At 53.9% G+C, this 14,359-nt stretch carries 10 protein-coding genes; 4 read left to right on the forward strand and 6 right to left on the reverse strand.

Features of this window, described 5'->3' with window-relative positions:
- Positions 1-99: 99 nt before the first annotated feature.
- Positions 100-1,494, reverse strand: a complete 1,395-nt coding sequence (locus M2108_RS27355) for a polysaccharide deacetylase family protein (protein WP_277472577.1) — start codon at positions 1,492-1,494, stop codon at positions 100-102.
- A gap of 107 nt (positions 1,495-1,601) precedes the next feature.
- On the opposite strand from M2108_RS27355, the gene M2108_RS27360 reads away from it, so the two are divergent.
- Positions 1,602-2,270, forward strand: coding sequence for a DedA family protein (locus M2108_RS27360; protein WP_277472591.1), 669 nt, complete (start codon positions 1,602-1,604; stop codon positions 2,268-2,270).
- A 102-nt stretch (positions 2,271-2,372) separates the two neighbouring features.
- On the opposite strand, the gene M2108_RS27365 is transcribed toward M2108_RS27360, so the two are convergent.
- Positions 2,373-3,710 (reverse strand): MFS transporter, encoded by a 1,338-nt coding sequence (locus tag M2108_RS27365; protein WP_277472576.1) that lies wholly within the window; start codon positions 3,708-3,710, stop codon positions 2,373-2,375.
- 158 nt (positions 3,711-3,868) lie between these two features.
- On the opposite strand from M2108_RS27365, the gene M2108_RS27370 reads away from it, so the two are divergent.
- Complete coding sequence (locus M2108_RS27370; RefSeq protein WP_277472575.1) at positions 3,869-4,825, forward strand: helix-turn-helix transcriptional regulator; 957 nt, start codon at positions 3,869-3,871, stop codon at positions 4,823-4,825.
- A gap of 55 nt (positions 4,826-4,880) precedes the next feature.
- Here M2108_RS27370 and M2108_RS27375 read toward each other — a convergent pair whose 3' ends face one another.
- Positions 4,881-6,413, reverse strand: a complete 1,533-nt coding sequence (locus tag M2108_RS27375) for a DHA2 family efflux MFS transporter permease subunit (RefSeq protein WP_277472574.1) — start codon at positions 6,411-6,413, stop codon at positions 4,881-4,883.
- Positions 6,410-6,862, reverse strand: coding sequence for a MarR family winged helix-turn-helix transcriptional regulator (locus M2108_RS27380; RefSeq protein WP_277472573.1), 453 nt, complete (start codon positions 6,860-6,862; stop codon positions 6,410-6,412). Before M2108_RS27380 ends, M2108_RS27375 begins: the two co-directional genes overlap by 4 nt.
- A gap of 244 nt (positions 6,863-7,106) precedes the next feature.
- On the opposite strand from M2108_RS27380, the gene M2108_RS27385 reads away from it, so the two are divergent.
- On the forward strand, positions 7,107-7,820 hold the full coding sequence (locus M2108_RS27385; protein ID WP_277506426.1) for a DinB family protein: 714 nt from the start codon (positions 7,107-7,109) through the stop codon (positions 7,818-7,820).
- Between the two features lie 389 nt (positions 7,821-8,209).
- On the opposite strand, the gene M2108_RS27390 is transcribed toward M2108_RS27385, so the two are convergent.
- A complete protein-coding gene (locus M2108_RS27390) occupies positions 8,210-12,493 on the reverse strand; it encodes a 2-hydroxyacyl-CoA dehydratase (protein WP_280777268.1) in 4,284 nt (1,427 codons plus the stop codon).
- 119 nt (positions 12,494-12,612) lie between these two features.
- Positions 12,613-13,080 carry a thioredoxin-dependent thiol peroxidase gene (gene bcp, locus M2108_RS27395; protein ID WP_277472570.1) on the reverse strand — a complete coding sequence of 156 codons (468 nt, stop codon included), beginning with the start codon at positions 13,078-13,080 and terminating at the stop codon, positions 12,613-12,615.
- Between the two features lie 126 nt (positions 13,081-13,206).
- On the opposite strand from bcp, the gene M2108_RS27400 reads away from it, so the two are divergent.
- Complete coding sequence (locus tag M2108_RS27400) at positions 13,207-14,259, forward strand: LCP family protein (protein WP_277472569.1); 1,053 nt, start codon at positions 13,207-13,209, stop codon at positions 14,257-14,259.
- Positions 14,260-14,359: the final 100 nt, after the last annotated feature.

A 14,359-nucleotide genomic window follows, 5' to 3' on the forward strand; every position in this document is an offset into this window, starting at 1 on the left:
TACAAGAGCCTACTATTGTCTATTCTTCCCACGTAAAAGGGTGCCCAAACCCCCGATGTCTTTTCGACAATAAGGGTTGTTATTTTTATTTTCAAATACTCAAAGTGCCTTTACCCGCCGTTCCTCCGCCGTTACGTTAACCTCCAGCAGCGGGTGGCCCGCCTCCTCAAGCAGATCACGCAGCGGAAGCCACAGGGCAGAGCCGATCAGCTCTATATCCGAACTTCTGGTTATAAGAGTACCCTCATCCGTAGTTAGGGTAAGGCGCTTATTCCCGGCATCCGCATTCACCTCACGGCCGTTCCAGTACACGCTGCCGCTCCGGCTGACTGTATCCCAGCCGACATGCCCTCCTAACCGCTCAATTACCGCCCTTAGTGGAACTATATATTGGCCGTTGCTGATTCTGAATTCCCCCGGGTCCAGCTTCGCTTCCAGTTTGCCCACTTCCAGTATGAGCGGCTTCCCGGGCCCGAACAGTCCTGCATTCGGTACAATATTCGAGGCTACCCAGGCCGCAGATGGTTTGGTCCGCCCTGCCGCTGCCGCAGCAGCTGACACTCTGAACTGTACCGGCTCCTGATCTGCATCCAGTACACCGAAGCTGTAGCCTGCTGCCTTGTACCGGGCAATAATTTCCGGCAGCGCCTTGGCGCTCTCCGCATGGCCAGCCCCGTCATGAAGCAGCAGAATAATCCGGGAGGCCTTCAGCGACACTGACTCCTGCAGGATTTCTGCCGCCGGTACACCCTTTCCTTTGGAATCCCCGCTGTCCACGGTCCAGTCCATGACGGTGTATCCCGCTTCTTTTAACAGCTCGAAATAAGTAGCGTCAAAATGCCCGTACGTACCGCCAGGTGCACGTACCAGCTGAGGCCGGATGCCTGTTATTTCCCGCACTACCTCTTCGGTCTGTTTGATCTGACTCCAAAATTCCGTGAATCCGCTATATAAATCATGGTAATTATGATTATAGGTATGATTGCCGATGACATGCCCCTGCTCCCAGATGGCGTTGATCAGTTCAGGATGACTTTTGGCCTGCTGCCCCAGTACAAAAAAAGTCGCCTTGACATCCTGCTTCCGCAGAATCTCCAGCACAGCCGGTGTGACATTGCTGGGACCGTCATCAAAGGTGAGATAGACCGTTTTTTGCCCTGCCTTTTTATTAATCTTCTGTACCGCGGCTGCGGCAGTTTCCTTTTGCTGTGCCGAAGTAACCGGCTCTATACCTGAGGCTTGTACCGTCCGGTCTGTATTCATGTTTGTACGATTCTGACGGATTACAGCCGGAGCGCTCAAATCTTGCGTCACGGCTGCCGGAAGATTATTCTTAGAGAGAACAGATACGGCAACACCGGCCTGCATAGGGACAGACTTCCGGTCTGGGAAGGATTGTACGCCCCAACCGGTCAAAACAAATAGTACAACAGCCATAGCAAGCAACCCGCGGACGGCCATCCGGCGGATCAGGGTTCTTTTGCTACCGTTCATCTTCTCTACCTCCAGCATTCTATTGGCTTGGCACCTGTCTGGTAGAGTGTATGAAGACAAGCATCGAAATAGAATTAGGCGCGCCGCCTTTGGAGAGTGACTTTATTATGGAAATGCTGAAGTGGATTCAGGAGCTGTTCGCCAATTATGGCTATAATGTGCTGTTCTTTGGGCTTTTGCTGGAATTTGTGGCTTTACCTTTTCCTGGGGAAACCACGATGGCCTTCGCCGGATTCCTCTCTTATACCGGGAGGCTGGATTTTCTGACTCTGGTTGTTGTTGCTTTTGCAGGGACGACTGCAGGCATGACGATCACTTATTTCATCGGGCTAAAGGCAGGACTCCCCTTCATCCAGCGATACGGTAAATGGTTTCTGTTCTCGCCGGCCAAACTGGAAAAAACACAGCGCTGGTTCGAGCGTTACGGGAGTTTCCTGATTTCCATCGGATATTTTATTCCCGGCGTCCGGCATTTTACCGGCTATTTTGCCGGCATTATCGCTCTGCCCTTCCGGAAGTTCGCTTTGTACGCCTACGGCGGGGCCCTGATCTGGGTCATCCTGTTTCTGGGTATCGGAAAAGTGTTCGGCCCGCAGTGGACGGGCATCTTCCACCTGTTTGAGCTGTACGCGCTCTGGATTGTCTCCGGTGCTGCAGCCCTTGCCGTGCTGATTGTCCTGATTCGCTACCGGCGTATCCTGACTGTCCGGGTATTGCGGCGTAGCCCTGAGCTTGAACTGAAGACCAAGCTGAAAGAAACATCCAAGGAGCGCTAAACCACACCTTGTATAAAAAAACAGCCCTGCGCCGGAAAATCCCCGTTATACGCAGCGGCTGTTAAACCTGCAGGACAGTTCCTAGTTGAAAGGTTATCTTTCTCACCCTTCACCTGCCCTCCCTCTTCTTTTTGTACCGCTAACGGTAATGCGCATTCTTACACGCAAGGCGGCATATCCGGCCAGCAGCAGCGCGATGGCTGTGAACCCGGCTCCGCCCGCAAAGCCGAGCATTCTTGGCTCCACATAATCAAGCATCCAGCCTGCCCCGAGCATGGACAGGCCTAGTAGCGTGCCGCTGGCGGCAGACAGCATGCCAAAGATAACCGGCTGCAGCCGGGGCGGCGTTTCGCGCATGACTAACGTATCCAGACAGGCATTTCCGGCGCCACCGGCCAGAGCGAGCAGGATGTACAGGAAAAATGCCTGCAGGAAACTCCCGCTGCTGCTGATGGCCATCAGCAGGATTCCTTCCAGCAGAAGTCCGGTGAGCGCTGCTGCCAGCAGCCGCTTGGTCAGCAGCCTTCCCGCGAAAAAGCTGAGGCTCAGCCCAATTCCAAGCGCTGCATAGAACGCGCCCACTCCAGCATCTCCAGCATGAAACTCCTGTACCGCATACACACTGATCAGCACATTATCCCACCCGTTGATCACCGGCACCAGAAGCTCATAGGCGATTACAATCTGCAGCGCCAGACTGCCCCGGGCCACAAATTTAAGGGTCTGCAGACGGCCTTTGTCAGTCTGCTCTCCCTTCACAGATTCACCAGCCGCTCCTGTGCTCACTCTATCTCCGTCCGCAGACGCTGCGGAAGCCTCAAGCCTCTTCCGTCCTGCCCTGCCCGCCGCCTCAGTCTGTGGAAACGAAATCCCCCACAGCAGCACAGCCGCTGCGAGGAAGGACAGGGCATTCATGACAAAAGCCATATCGGGGCCGAACCACAGCGATACCACACCGCCGATAAAGGCGCCGAGGATCAGTACGCTGCCGTTCATCAGCTGCTCCAGACCGTTTATCTTCAGCAGCGCTGAGGCATCAGCAAGCAGCGGAATGGAGGATTTGCGTACCGGACTGTAGACTGCCTCTCCGGCAGCCATAATAAAACTGCCGGCATACAGCAGCCACAGCCGGTCTTCCCCGTCCACCAGCAGAAAGGACAGTGCGACCGGGACACGCAGGAGATCGACGGCAATCAAGATCGCTTTGCGCGGAAGCCTGACTGCCAGCATTCCCCCCAAAGGAGCCATGAACAAATAGGGCAGCACCCTGACACCAAGCGTGATCCCTACAGCCATGCCCGAGCCCGTCAGCTGCAGGACGAGTGCCAGCATCGCTACACTGCTGAAACGGTCACCGATTCCGTTGACCAGCCCGGCAGCAAATAATCTGGAGTAGCCCTTCATCTGCCGCAGGCCCGGACCGGCAATCCTTCTAGTCATTGCAATAACCCCGCATTCTAATTAATATAATATCTAATTAGATATTAATCTAATTTATTGCTATTGGCAATGCCTTCTTTTCTTTACTCCCCGCAAAATATAAAATGATTGATGACCGCTATGCCGGAATTAACTTATTGATAAAGAGGTGTCCTTCCATGAAAATAGACCGCCTGCTCTCTATCGTGGTCCTTCTGATTAACCGTCCCCTGATCCAGGCCAAGGAGCTTGCCGATATGTTTGAGGTATCCGTGCGCACTATCTACCGGGATATTGAAAGCATTAACGGAGCCGGAATCCCGGTTGTAACGTACCAGGGTGCAGGCGGCGGAATCGGATTAATGGAAGGGTACCGGCTGGACCGCAACCTGCTGACCGAGCATGAGCTGGCTGATATTTTTACCGCACTGCAGAGCGTGTCCTCTTATGGCGGGGCCGAGCATTCACTACTCATGGAAAAAATCAGCAGTGTCATCCCTCCCTCCCAATCCGCCGCCTTCCGCAGCAAAACCGCCCAGCTGGTTGTCGATTTTTCCCCCTGGGGAATGCAGGGGCCGCTGGAGGAGCGGCTGGCGCTGCTCAAGGAGGCGCTGGAGGAATCTGCAGCCGTCACTTTCGAATATGTTGCTGCCAGCGGTGCAGTAAGCCGGCGCTCGGTAGAGCCTTACACACTGGTGCTGAAGGGCCAGTCGTGGTACTTGTATGGCTTCTGTACAGAACGCGGCGATTTCAGGCTGTTCAAGCTGCTCCGCATGAAATCACTGGTCAAGGAGGAGCGCCGGTATGTCCGCCAGGACATTCCTGTAAAGGAGCTGCCCTGGAGCAGCGGCTGGGCTGACCCCTCAGGCACAACGCCGGTTGTGCTGCATTTTTCGGCTGCAGGCAGACATCTTGCAGAAGACTATTTTGATTGCAGCGAGCTGCATCCGGACGGAGAAGGCGGCTATACGGTGACCGTCTATTACCCCGAAGATAACTGGCTATACGGCTTCCTTCTCGGCTTTGGACCCTCAGCAGAGGTACTGGAGCCGGAGCATATCCGGCGCAGACTGGGCGAAATAGCCGCCGGCATTGCCGCTGTTTACAGCTCATGCGGAGACTCCGGAAATACATAAAAAACGGGACACCCTGCAGCCAGCCAGGCTGCTTAAGGTATCCCGTTTTTTATGGTTATTTTACAGTTTGAGTTTTAAAGCTGCCGGAGGCTTCAGCCTCAGCTTCCTCTGTCTTGATAAAGTCTGCCTGCGGTGAAGTCTTCCTGATGAACAAGGCCAGCACCAGGGCCACTGCTGTTACCCATGTAGCAACCGTAAACGCATGTGTAATCCCGTTGATTGTTGCTTCCTGTGTAAGCTTGAGCATCGCTGCCTTATCCGTCTGCGATACAGCTCCGCTGGTTACGGCTTCGGTAATATTGCTCTTCGTGCGGTTGGTCATCAGGCTGACAAAGAGAGCCATACCAAGCGCCCCGCCGACTGTGCGCAGTGTATTCGACATCGCCGTGCCATGTGAGCTGAGCCGCTGCGGGAGCTGGTTAAGTCCGGCTGTCACAATCGGCATCATCAGCATGGACATCCCGAACATCCGGGCGGTATAGGTCAGAATCAGATGCGTATAGGTTGTCGTATCAGAGATTTGACTGAATTCCCAAGTCGTAATCGTGGTAATCAGGAGACCGATAACAGCCAGCCATCTTGCCCCGATTTTGTCAAAAATAATGCCGGTGATCGGAGACATAATCCCCATCAGGATTGCGCCCGGCAGCAGCATCAGACCGGATTCCATCGGCGTAAAGCCGCGGATTGTCTGCAGGTAAATCGGCAGCAGAATCATACCGGCGTACATCGCCATGGTTACAATAATGTTGATTACCGTAGTCAGGGAGTACATATTGTAACGGAAAATCCGGAACTCCAGCAGCGGCTTGTCGGTGGTAAGCTCACGCCATACAAACAGCACCAGCGCCACTGCCCCAAGAATCAGGCAGGTAATAACCGTCGCACTTTTCCAGCCGTCGGTTCCGGCATCACTGAAGCCGTACAGCAGTCCGCCAAACCCGAGCGTCGACAGGACGATCCCGATTTTATCAAGCTTCGGAGAAGTCAGCTGGCCTACATTCTGCATGGCCTTCATCCCCAGCAGAGTGGAGAAAATGGCCAGCGGCAGTACGATATAGAACAGCACGCGCCACGAATAGTTCTGTACCACCCAGCCGGACAGTGTCGGTCCAACCGCCGGGGCAAAAATCATCGCGACTGCCATCAGCCCCATCGCCTTACCGCGCTCTTCAATCGGGAAGATGCGCAGGAACACAATATTCATCAGCGGCATCAGAATGCCTGCCCCGACCGCCTGTACGACACGGCCGACCATAATCATTTCAAAGCCTGTTCCGATCGCACAAATGAGCGTACCTATCGAAAACAGGATCATTGAGGTAATAAACAGCTGCCTGGTGGTAAACTTCTCTACCAGATAGGCGCTGATCGGGATTAATACCCCATTCACCAGCATGAAGCCGGTTGTCAGCCATTGCGCCGTATTGGCCACAATATTCAGATCCTCCATCATCTTGGGGAGGGCGACGTTCATCAGCGTCTGATTCAGCAGCGCGACAAAAGCACCGATCAGCAGCGCGGCGATAATCGGCCCTCTGCGGATCGCCTTGGCGCCGCCAGCAGCGTTAGCATGTATTGTACTCATAATGACTTATTTTCTCTCCCTTGGACTAAGATTTTAATAATTTCACCATGCAGACGCAGCAGTTCCTTGACATCCTCGGCAGGAATATTCTCCATGGGCTGCAGATGCTTTCGGATTGACTGCTTGCTGCGCTCCCTGATTTCCTGCCCCTTGTCCGTCACCGCCAGCTGCACAATCCGCCTGTCGGTGTCCGAGCGCTGCCGTGTCAGCAGGCCCGCCTTAACCATCCGGTCCACTACCCCGCTTGCAGCGCTGTTGCCTAAGTGCAGCAGATCCGCAAGCTCAGTGATGCCGATATCGGGATGCAGCGCCAGCTTGCGCAGCACCATCAGCTGTGTGGATGTGACATTGAGCTCTTCTGCATCCTTCCACAAAAGCTGCTGGTAATTATGGGTGATGCAGCGGAATGAAGACAGAATATTATCCAGCTGCTGTTCTTTTTCCTCCAACGATAATCCCCCACTTATTCGTTCATTGTTTAATATTTCGTATACGAACTATTTTACTCTTTACGTATATTCCCGTCAACATTTTGCTGAAATTTTCTGAAAATATCAATACTATACTATCTGAGTACATTTACACCACTGTCTGAGTACATTTACACCGTTATCCTCTTTGCGTTCTCATTTTTTTAATTACTTCTGACCGGTTCTTATTTATAATTTAAGAGGAAAGGAATTTTATGGAAAGATGGTGAATCTGTTGAATCTTGAGCAGCGTAAAACGTGGAATGTGAAGCACAAGACGCTAACGGAAATGCTCGCCCGGCCTGATCAGCACCCTGAGGCTGTGGCGTTATTTCTGGAGCAGCACCGCTGGCTGTATGCCTCAGGAGCTGAGTCTTCCGGACAAATGACTTATGAGGATAAAATTTTAAGCGGCCTCACAGAGCAGACCTTCCGCACTTACCCGGTACATACAGCAGCCAGCAGGAACTCTATCGCCTGGCATCTGTGGCATGCTGCGCGGATTGAAGACATCACGATGAATATTCTCGTCGCAGGCCGGGAGCAGGTGCTGCACAGCGGAGGATTTGCGGAGAAACTGAATACGCGTTTCATCCATTCGGGCAACGGGATGAACGAGGCAGAGATTGCCGAACTGAGTGCGGATCTGTCTTTGGAGGCATTAAAAGACTACAGGCTGGCCGTCGCCGGACAGACCCGTTCCATTATTTCCGGACTAAGCGCTGCTGGACTGAAGGCTAAAGCAGATGCATCACGGCTTAGACAGGTCAGTGATCAGGAGGCTGTCAAAGCATCAGAGCAGTGGCTGCTCGATTACTGGGGCGGCAAAACTGCAGCCGGTCTGGTGCTTATGCCGGCCACCAGGCATAACTTCCTGCATCTGAACAAGGCGATGAAGGCAAAGCTGAAGCTGCAGAAGCAGCCGGTTTCCCCGTAGCGTGAACCAGCAGCAAAAAAGCGGGGCACGATATTTTCCCGCTCCGCTTTTTGTAGGCAAATACGTATATCCGGCATCTGCCAGCCGGGTTCTTGGATCTTCAAGGAACCTCAATTCCCATACATTCTCTGCTGAAGAGCCCAGCCACTCAATCTAAGTGGAAAAATGTACTCTAATTAGTTTAATGAGGCGTTAAAGAAGGAGTTAGTTGGAAAAAAGGCACTTAAATATATGATTTTCAGCTTAACGGGGGGGGGGGTCGACCCTAAATAAGCAGCGATTTTCCAACTAATGAATAGAACTATTAAAAAAACTTTGATTTAAGTAGCGAAAATCCACCTAAATGTATGCACCACGCCGAAAAATCACCCCGGACAAGACTTATCGAATTATACTCCGCTGCTAAAGGTCCCCAGCTTAACCGGCTTCCCCAGGCGGGTTGCCGCCTGTCTGGCCTTCGTACCTCCGGCAAGCTCACTTGCTATGGACATCATCAGCTTGATCCGGTTCGCCTGGTTCACTACACTGACGCCGGCATCATAATCAATCGCTGCAATATTCGCTCCCGGGTAGAGCTCCTTCAGCCCTTTGATGGTGCCGCGGCCAGTGATATGATTCGGCAGGCAGGCAAACGGCTGAATACAGACGATGTTGTTCACCCCGTTGTCCAGCAGATCCATCATCTCGGCCGTCAGGAACCAGCCCTCGCCCATCTGGTTGCCGACCGACACAAGCCGGCTTGCCTTCTCGGCCAGCCCGTAAATATTCTCGCGGCTCTTCGCCAGGCCCGCCTCCTCCAGCGCCACCTTCACCGGCCTGCGGTAAATCTCCAGATAAGAGATCAGCATCGGGTTGATGTAGCCCAGCTTCTTGCTCTTCCCGAACTGCTCCGCCTTGTAAATCGGATTGTAGATACAGTAGAAAATAAAGTCCAGAAAGTCCGGCATCACCGCTTCGCCGCCCTCCGCTTCAATCATCTCAATGATCCGGTTGTTGGCATCCGGATGGAACTTAATCAGAATCTCACCGACGATGCCCACCTTCGGCTTCTCGTAATCATGCACCGGCAGGCGGCAGAACTCAGCGACAATCTCCCGGACCAGCCGTTTGTATACCCGGAAGGAGAAGGTCGACAGGCTGCTCTTGCAGCGCTCCATTCCCTTGCGGTATAGCGCTTCAGCGCTGCCCGGAATCTGCTCGTACGGCCGGAACCGGTGCAGCAGCCGCATCATCAGATCGCCGTAGCAGGCTGCGGCAACCAGCCGGTTGGCCAGCTTGAGGCTGATCTTGAAGCCGGGCTGGTTTTCCATGCCCGAAGCATTGAGCGAGATAACCGGAACATGCCCCAGTCCGGAGTCCTTCAGAGCCTTGCGCAGCAACGAGATGTAATTGGTTGCCCGGCAGCCGCCGCCTGTCTGTGACATGATGACCGCTGTGCGGTTCAGGTCATAATCACCGCCTTTAAGCGCTGACAGAATTTGCCCGATGGTGACAATTGCCGGATAGCAGGCGTCATTGTTCACATAGCGGAGCCCTTCCTCCGTCTCCTGCGGTCCGGTAGTCTCCAGTATCTTGAGCCGGTAACCGGCACCCTGAAATACGCGTTCAAACAGTTCAAAGTGCACCGGTGACATTTGCGGCGACAGAATGGTATAGGTATCCTTCATTTCTTTGGTAAAGGTGCTATTAGCCTGGTTTTTGCACAAGAGCTGCGGCAGCACTTCGCTCTTCTCGCGTTCGCGCATTGCAGCCAGCAGCGAACGCAGCCGGATGCGGGCTGCCCCCAGATTGCTGATCTCATCGATCTTGATCAGTGTATACACCTTGTTGTGCCGCTCCATGATCTCCTGTACGGCATCGCAGGTAATGGCATCGATGCCGCAGCCGAAGGAGGTCAGCTGGACCAGCTCCAGATCCTTCCGGGCCGAGGCCAGCCGGGCGGCACGGTACATCCGGGCATGATAGGTCCATTGATTAACCACCGCCACATCGCCTTCGCTGCGGTCCAGATGGCAGACCGAATCCTCGGTAAGCACAGCAAGCCCCATACCGGTGATCATATCGGCAATGCCGTGGTTGATCTCCGGATCAGCGTGATAGGGATGCCCGCACAGGAGAATGCCCTTGGTTCCTGTCTCGCTAAGGAATACCAGCGTCTCCTCGCCTTTGGTGCGCACATCCCTTTTGGCCTGCTCCGCTTCAGCCAGCCCCGCCTGAACAGCCGCTGCAATCTCTTCCCGCGGAATGTCGGTAAAGGTCTTCATCAGTCCTTTGGTCAGGGCATGAATATCGTCAAAGGTCAGGAACGGGCTGACCAGCGGGACACCCTTTTCCTTCAGGCAGTCCATATTGTTGCGGATGACCTCGGGATAGGAGGCGACCACCGGGCAGTTGAAGTGGTTCGTCGCCGCGTCGTCTTCCTTTTTCTCATAGACAACCGCCGGATAGAAGATAAAGTCTACCCCTTTGCCGACCAGGCTCTGCACATGACCATGGGCCATTTTGGCCGGATAGCAGATCGACTCGGAAGGAATGGTATCCATTCCGCTTTCGTAGAGCTTTTTGCTGGATTTGGGAGACAGGACCGTGCGGTAACGCAAACTGGTAAAAAAGGTATGCCAGAACGGGTAGTTCTCGAACATGTTCATCGTCCTTGGGAGACCTACAACACCACGTTCTGCCTGCTCTTCAGGCAGCCCTTCATAATCAAAAAAACGTTCATACTTATACTGCATCAGATTGGGCAGTCTGTTCTTGGTCTTCTTGCCGCCTGCACCGCGTTCACAGCGGTTGCCGGTCACATGGAAGCTCTTATCCGGGAAGCGGCTGATTGTCAGTGCGCAGTTGTTGGCGCACAATCCGCAGCGGCCCGGGGAAACCTGATATGCAAAGGCCTCAAGCTCCTGCAGCCCGAGCAGCGAGCTCACTCCGCCGGGAACGGCCTGTTCCTTGGCCAGCAGGGCGCAGCCGTAGGCACCCATGACTCCGGCAATGTCCGGCCGTACCACTGTTCTGCCGGTCAGCAGCTCAAATGCCCGCAGCACAGCCTCATTATAAAAGGTTCCGCCCTGCACAATAATATTGCGCCCCAGATCCTCGCTATTCCGGATTTTAATGACCTTTTGCAGGGCATTCTTAATCACCGAGTAAGCCAGGCCGGCTGAAAGATCGGCCAGCGAAGCGCCTTCCTTCTGTACCTGCTTCACTTTGGAGTTCATGAATACGGTACAGCGTGAGCCGAGGTTAACCGGCTTGCTTGATTCCAGCGCCGCCTTGGCAAATTCGGCGATGCCCAGCTCCAGGGCAGAAGCAAAGCTCTCCAGGAAAGAGCCGCAGCCCGCCGAGCAGGCCTCGTTCAGCATCAGGCTGTCGATTGCTCCCCCGCGGATCTTGATGCACTTCATATCCTGTCCGCCGATATCGAGAATGAAATCAACCTCAGGCATGAATTTAGAGGCTGCCTTATAATGGGCTACCGTCTCTACCTCTCCGCCGTCTGTCCGCAGGGCAGCCTTAATCAGGCCTTCGCCGTATCCGGTCGCACATGAGCCGGCAATATAACAGTCCTCCGGCAGCAGCCGGTAGATTTCCTTCAGTGCATCACTGACCGACTGCAACGGATTACCCTTGTTGCTTCCGTAGGAAGTGTACAGAATCTGATCATCGCTGCCGGTGATAACCAGCTTGGTAGTTGTCGAGCCTGCGTCGATGCCCAGATAGCAGGGTCCGCTGTAATCCGCCAGTTCGGCACGCTTGACCGCAGCCCTGCTGTGGCGCTGCCGGAATTCCGCCAGCGCTTCGGATGTTTCGAACAACGGCGGCAGCTCGGCATCCTCGGCGCGGTCAGCCTTGAAATCGACTGCGGCAATCCGGGAAATCCAGTCGGTCAGCGGCAGTACAAGCGGTTCCGCCTGCGAAAGCGCCGAACCGATCGCCACAAAATACTGGGAGCGGTCCGGAAACAGCACCTCACCTTCATTAAGGCCGAGCGTCTTCGCGAACAGCTCCCGCAGTACAGGCAGGAAGGTCAGCGGCCCGCCCAGAAAGGCCACCCTGCCGCGGATCGGACGGCCGCAGGCCAGGCCGCTGATCGTCTGGTTCACGATGCTCTGGAAGATCGAAGCGGCGATATCCTCGCGCCGCGCCCCTTCATTTAGCAGCGGCTGCACGTCACTTTTGGCAAACACCCCGCAGCGGGAAGCAATCGGATAGATCCGCTCATGCTTCTCAGCGAGCGTATTGAGGCCGGCCGGATCGGTCTGCAGCAGCGCAGCCATCTGGTCGATGAACGCCCCTGTGCCTCCTGCACAGGCAGTATTCATCCGCTGCTCGATCCCGCCGTTTAAATAAATAATCTTGGCATCCTCCCCGCCAAGTTCAATGGCCGTGTCGCACTGCGGGATCAGCTCGCTGATTGCTTTGGTGCAGGCAATGACCTCCTGAACAAAGGGGATGCCGCCAAGCTTGGATAAGGACATTCCCGAGGAACCGCTTACAGCGAGCGACGCCTTCCTGTCCGGGAACCTGTCCCGGACAGCGGACAGGAGCGACAGGGCGGCCTTTTTTATATCACTTAAATGTCTGACATAATCTTGATAAACAATGGTATTCCGTTCCATAACAACCAGTTTGGCCGTGGTTGATCCGACATCAAGCCCTATACGCATCATCATGCCATCCCCTTGCCTTGCTCCAAATTTGAAGTAATATGAGGCAACTATATCATGAGAGCGCCTTATAAAGGCTGTTAAAAATGTTACAGACAATTTCAAATCATTACCAGCATACTTAATTATTTCGCAAGCTCTTCCAACGTCATTTCCACATGGCCTTTCACACGGATTTTGCGCCATTCTGCCGCCAGTTTTCCCTGTTCATCAATCAGGAAGGTCGAGCGCACAATCCCCATAAATTCCTTGCCGTACAGTTTTTTGAGCTGCCACACGCCGAACATTTCACTTACCCGGTGCTCTTCATCAGACAATAGCGGAAACGGCAGGCTGTTCTTCTCTGTGAACTTGCCGTGTGAAGCCAGGCTGTCCGGACTGATCCCCAGCAGGACCGCTCCCCGGGCGGAAATCTCATCATGAGCGTCACGGAATTCACAGGCCTCCTGGGTACAGGCGGGGGTCATATTTTTGGGATAAAAATAAAGCAGCACCTTACGCCCAAGATACTGGCTCAGGCTGATGTCGCCGCCTGTGGATGCAGGAAGCGTGAAGTCAGGGACCTGCTGTCCGATTTCGATTGGTTTCGTCATATGTATACCACTCCTAATCTGTTACTTTCGGATCGTGCTAAACATTTTGGTGAAATATTCCGAAATTGCTTGTATTCCTAAAAGAAATTATAATGTAGAGAATGTGAATGCGAAAGGAAGAACGAAATGCCTCCAAGAAAGAACCGGCACGCAAAAGCCGGCAAGCCAAAAAAGAAACCGCTGCTCTGGACTCTGGCTATTATACTTCTCCTGATTGCCGGCGGCGCCACTTACTACTTTACCAGTCTTTACACCCAGCTGGACAATCTGCATAAGACCGGAGAAAATTCACCTTTTGCAGCTGTCCCCACCTCTTCAGCCGAAATTACACAGCCTCCTGAATGGGAAGGCACCGAGCCTGTTAACATCCTGCTTATGGGTGTCGATGCACGCGGCGTGAAGAAAGGCGAGGTTCCGCGCTCGGATACCATGCTGGTTGCCTCTCTTGATCCGGTTAAGAAGAAGTTTTATGTGTTTTCCATTCTCCGTGATACCTACGTGGACATTCCAGGCTTTGGCAAGGAGCGCATTAACACAGCAATCACACATGGTCCCGAGGTAGCGATGCAGACCGTAAGCGATCTGCTGGGCATCCCGGTTCAATATTATGTTTATACAGATTTCCAGGGCTTCATAGCGCTGGTTGATGCAGTCGGCGGCGTGGATTATGAGGTCGAGAAGGACATGCTCTACAAGACCATAGCTGACGGACCCGAATACGACATTGATCTCAAAAAAGGCTTCCAGCATCTCGACGGCAGTATGGCGCTGCAATATGTGCGCTTCCGTCATGACGCAACCTCCGATTTCACCCGGACAGAGCGCCAGCGCGGCTTCCTGAAAGCCGTAGCAGACAAAGTAATCAGCACTACCTCCATTATCAAGCTTCCGTCCATCCTGTCCCAGGTTACCCCTTTCATTGATACGAACCTGGACATGAATGATATGTGGAAGCTGGGTACAGTCGGTTATGACAGCTCCATGGGCGGCAGCGAGCAGATTCCGCCAATGGACCTGCTGACTGAAGAAAGAACCAGCAGCGGCGCCTCGGTCATCGGGTTCAAGAGTGAAGAAGAGCTGAAGCAGTTCGTACAGGATGCAATGGCCGAACCGGAGCCTACGGCAACACCGCAGGTATCTCCTGAGAGCAGCCCTTCTGCAACAGCAGAAGCCCACTAAGCAGTTCCCCACTCGGCCAAAGGACGGGCGGACAGCGGAATTCCCCGTTGTTCGCCCGTTCCCATGCCCAGGGTTACATAAGACACCCCCACAAGCAGTA

Origin of the sequence: Paenibacillus sp. PastM-3 (assembly GCF_029893965.1) — a bacterium.
In the GTDB taxonomy this organism is placed as follows: Bacteria; Bacillota; Bacilli; order Paenibacillales; family Paenibacillaceae; genus Paenibacillus_AQ.

Excerpts from the sequence above, each read along its gene's own strand:
- M2108_RS27375 (WP_277472574.1), bottom strand. The coding sequence starts at position 6,413 with ATGAGTACAATACATGCTAACGCTGCTGGCGGCGCCAAGGCGATCCGC.
- bcp (WP_277472570.1), bottom strand. The coding sequence starts at position 13,080 with ATGACGAAACCAATCGAAATCGGACAGCAGGTCCCTGACTTCACGCTT.
- M2108_RS27385 (WP_277506426.1), top strand. The coding sequence starts at position 7,107 with ATGGTGAATCTGTTGAATCTTGAGCAGCGTAAAACGTGGAATGTGAAG.
- M2108_RS27360 (WP_277472591.1), top strand. The coding sequence starts at position 1,602 with ATGGAAATGCTGAAGTGGATTCAGGAGCTGTTCGCCAATTATGGCTAT.
- M2108_RS27390 (WP_280777268.1), bottom strand. The coding sequence starts at position 12,493 with ATGATGATGCGTATAGGGCTTGATGTCGGATCAACCACGGCCAAACTG.
- M2108_RS27370 (WP_277472575.1), top strand. The coding sequence starts at position 3,869 with ATGAAAATAGACCGCCTGCTCTCTATCGTGGTCCTTCTGATTAACCGT.
- M2108_RS27400 (WP_277472569.1), top strand. The coding sequence starts at position 13,207 with ATGCCTCCAAGAAAGAACCGGCACGCAAAAGCCGGCAAGCCAAAAAAG.
- M2108_RS27355 (WP_277472577.1), bottom strand. The coding sequence starts at position 1,494 with ATGAACGGTAGCAAAAGAACCCTGATCCGCCGGATGGCCGTCCGCGGG.
- M2108_RS27365 (WP_277472576.1), bottom strand. The coding sequence starts at position 3,710 with ATGACTAGAAGGATTGCCGGTCCGGGCCTGCGGCAGATGAAGGGCTAC.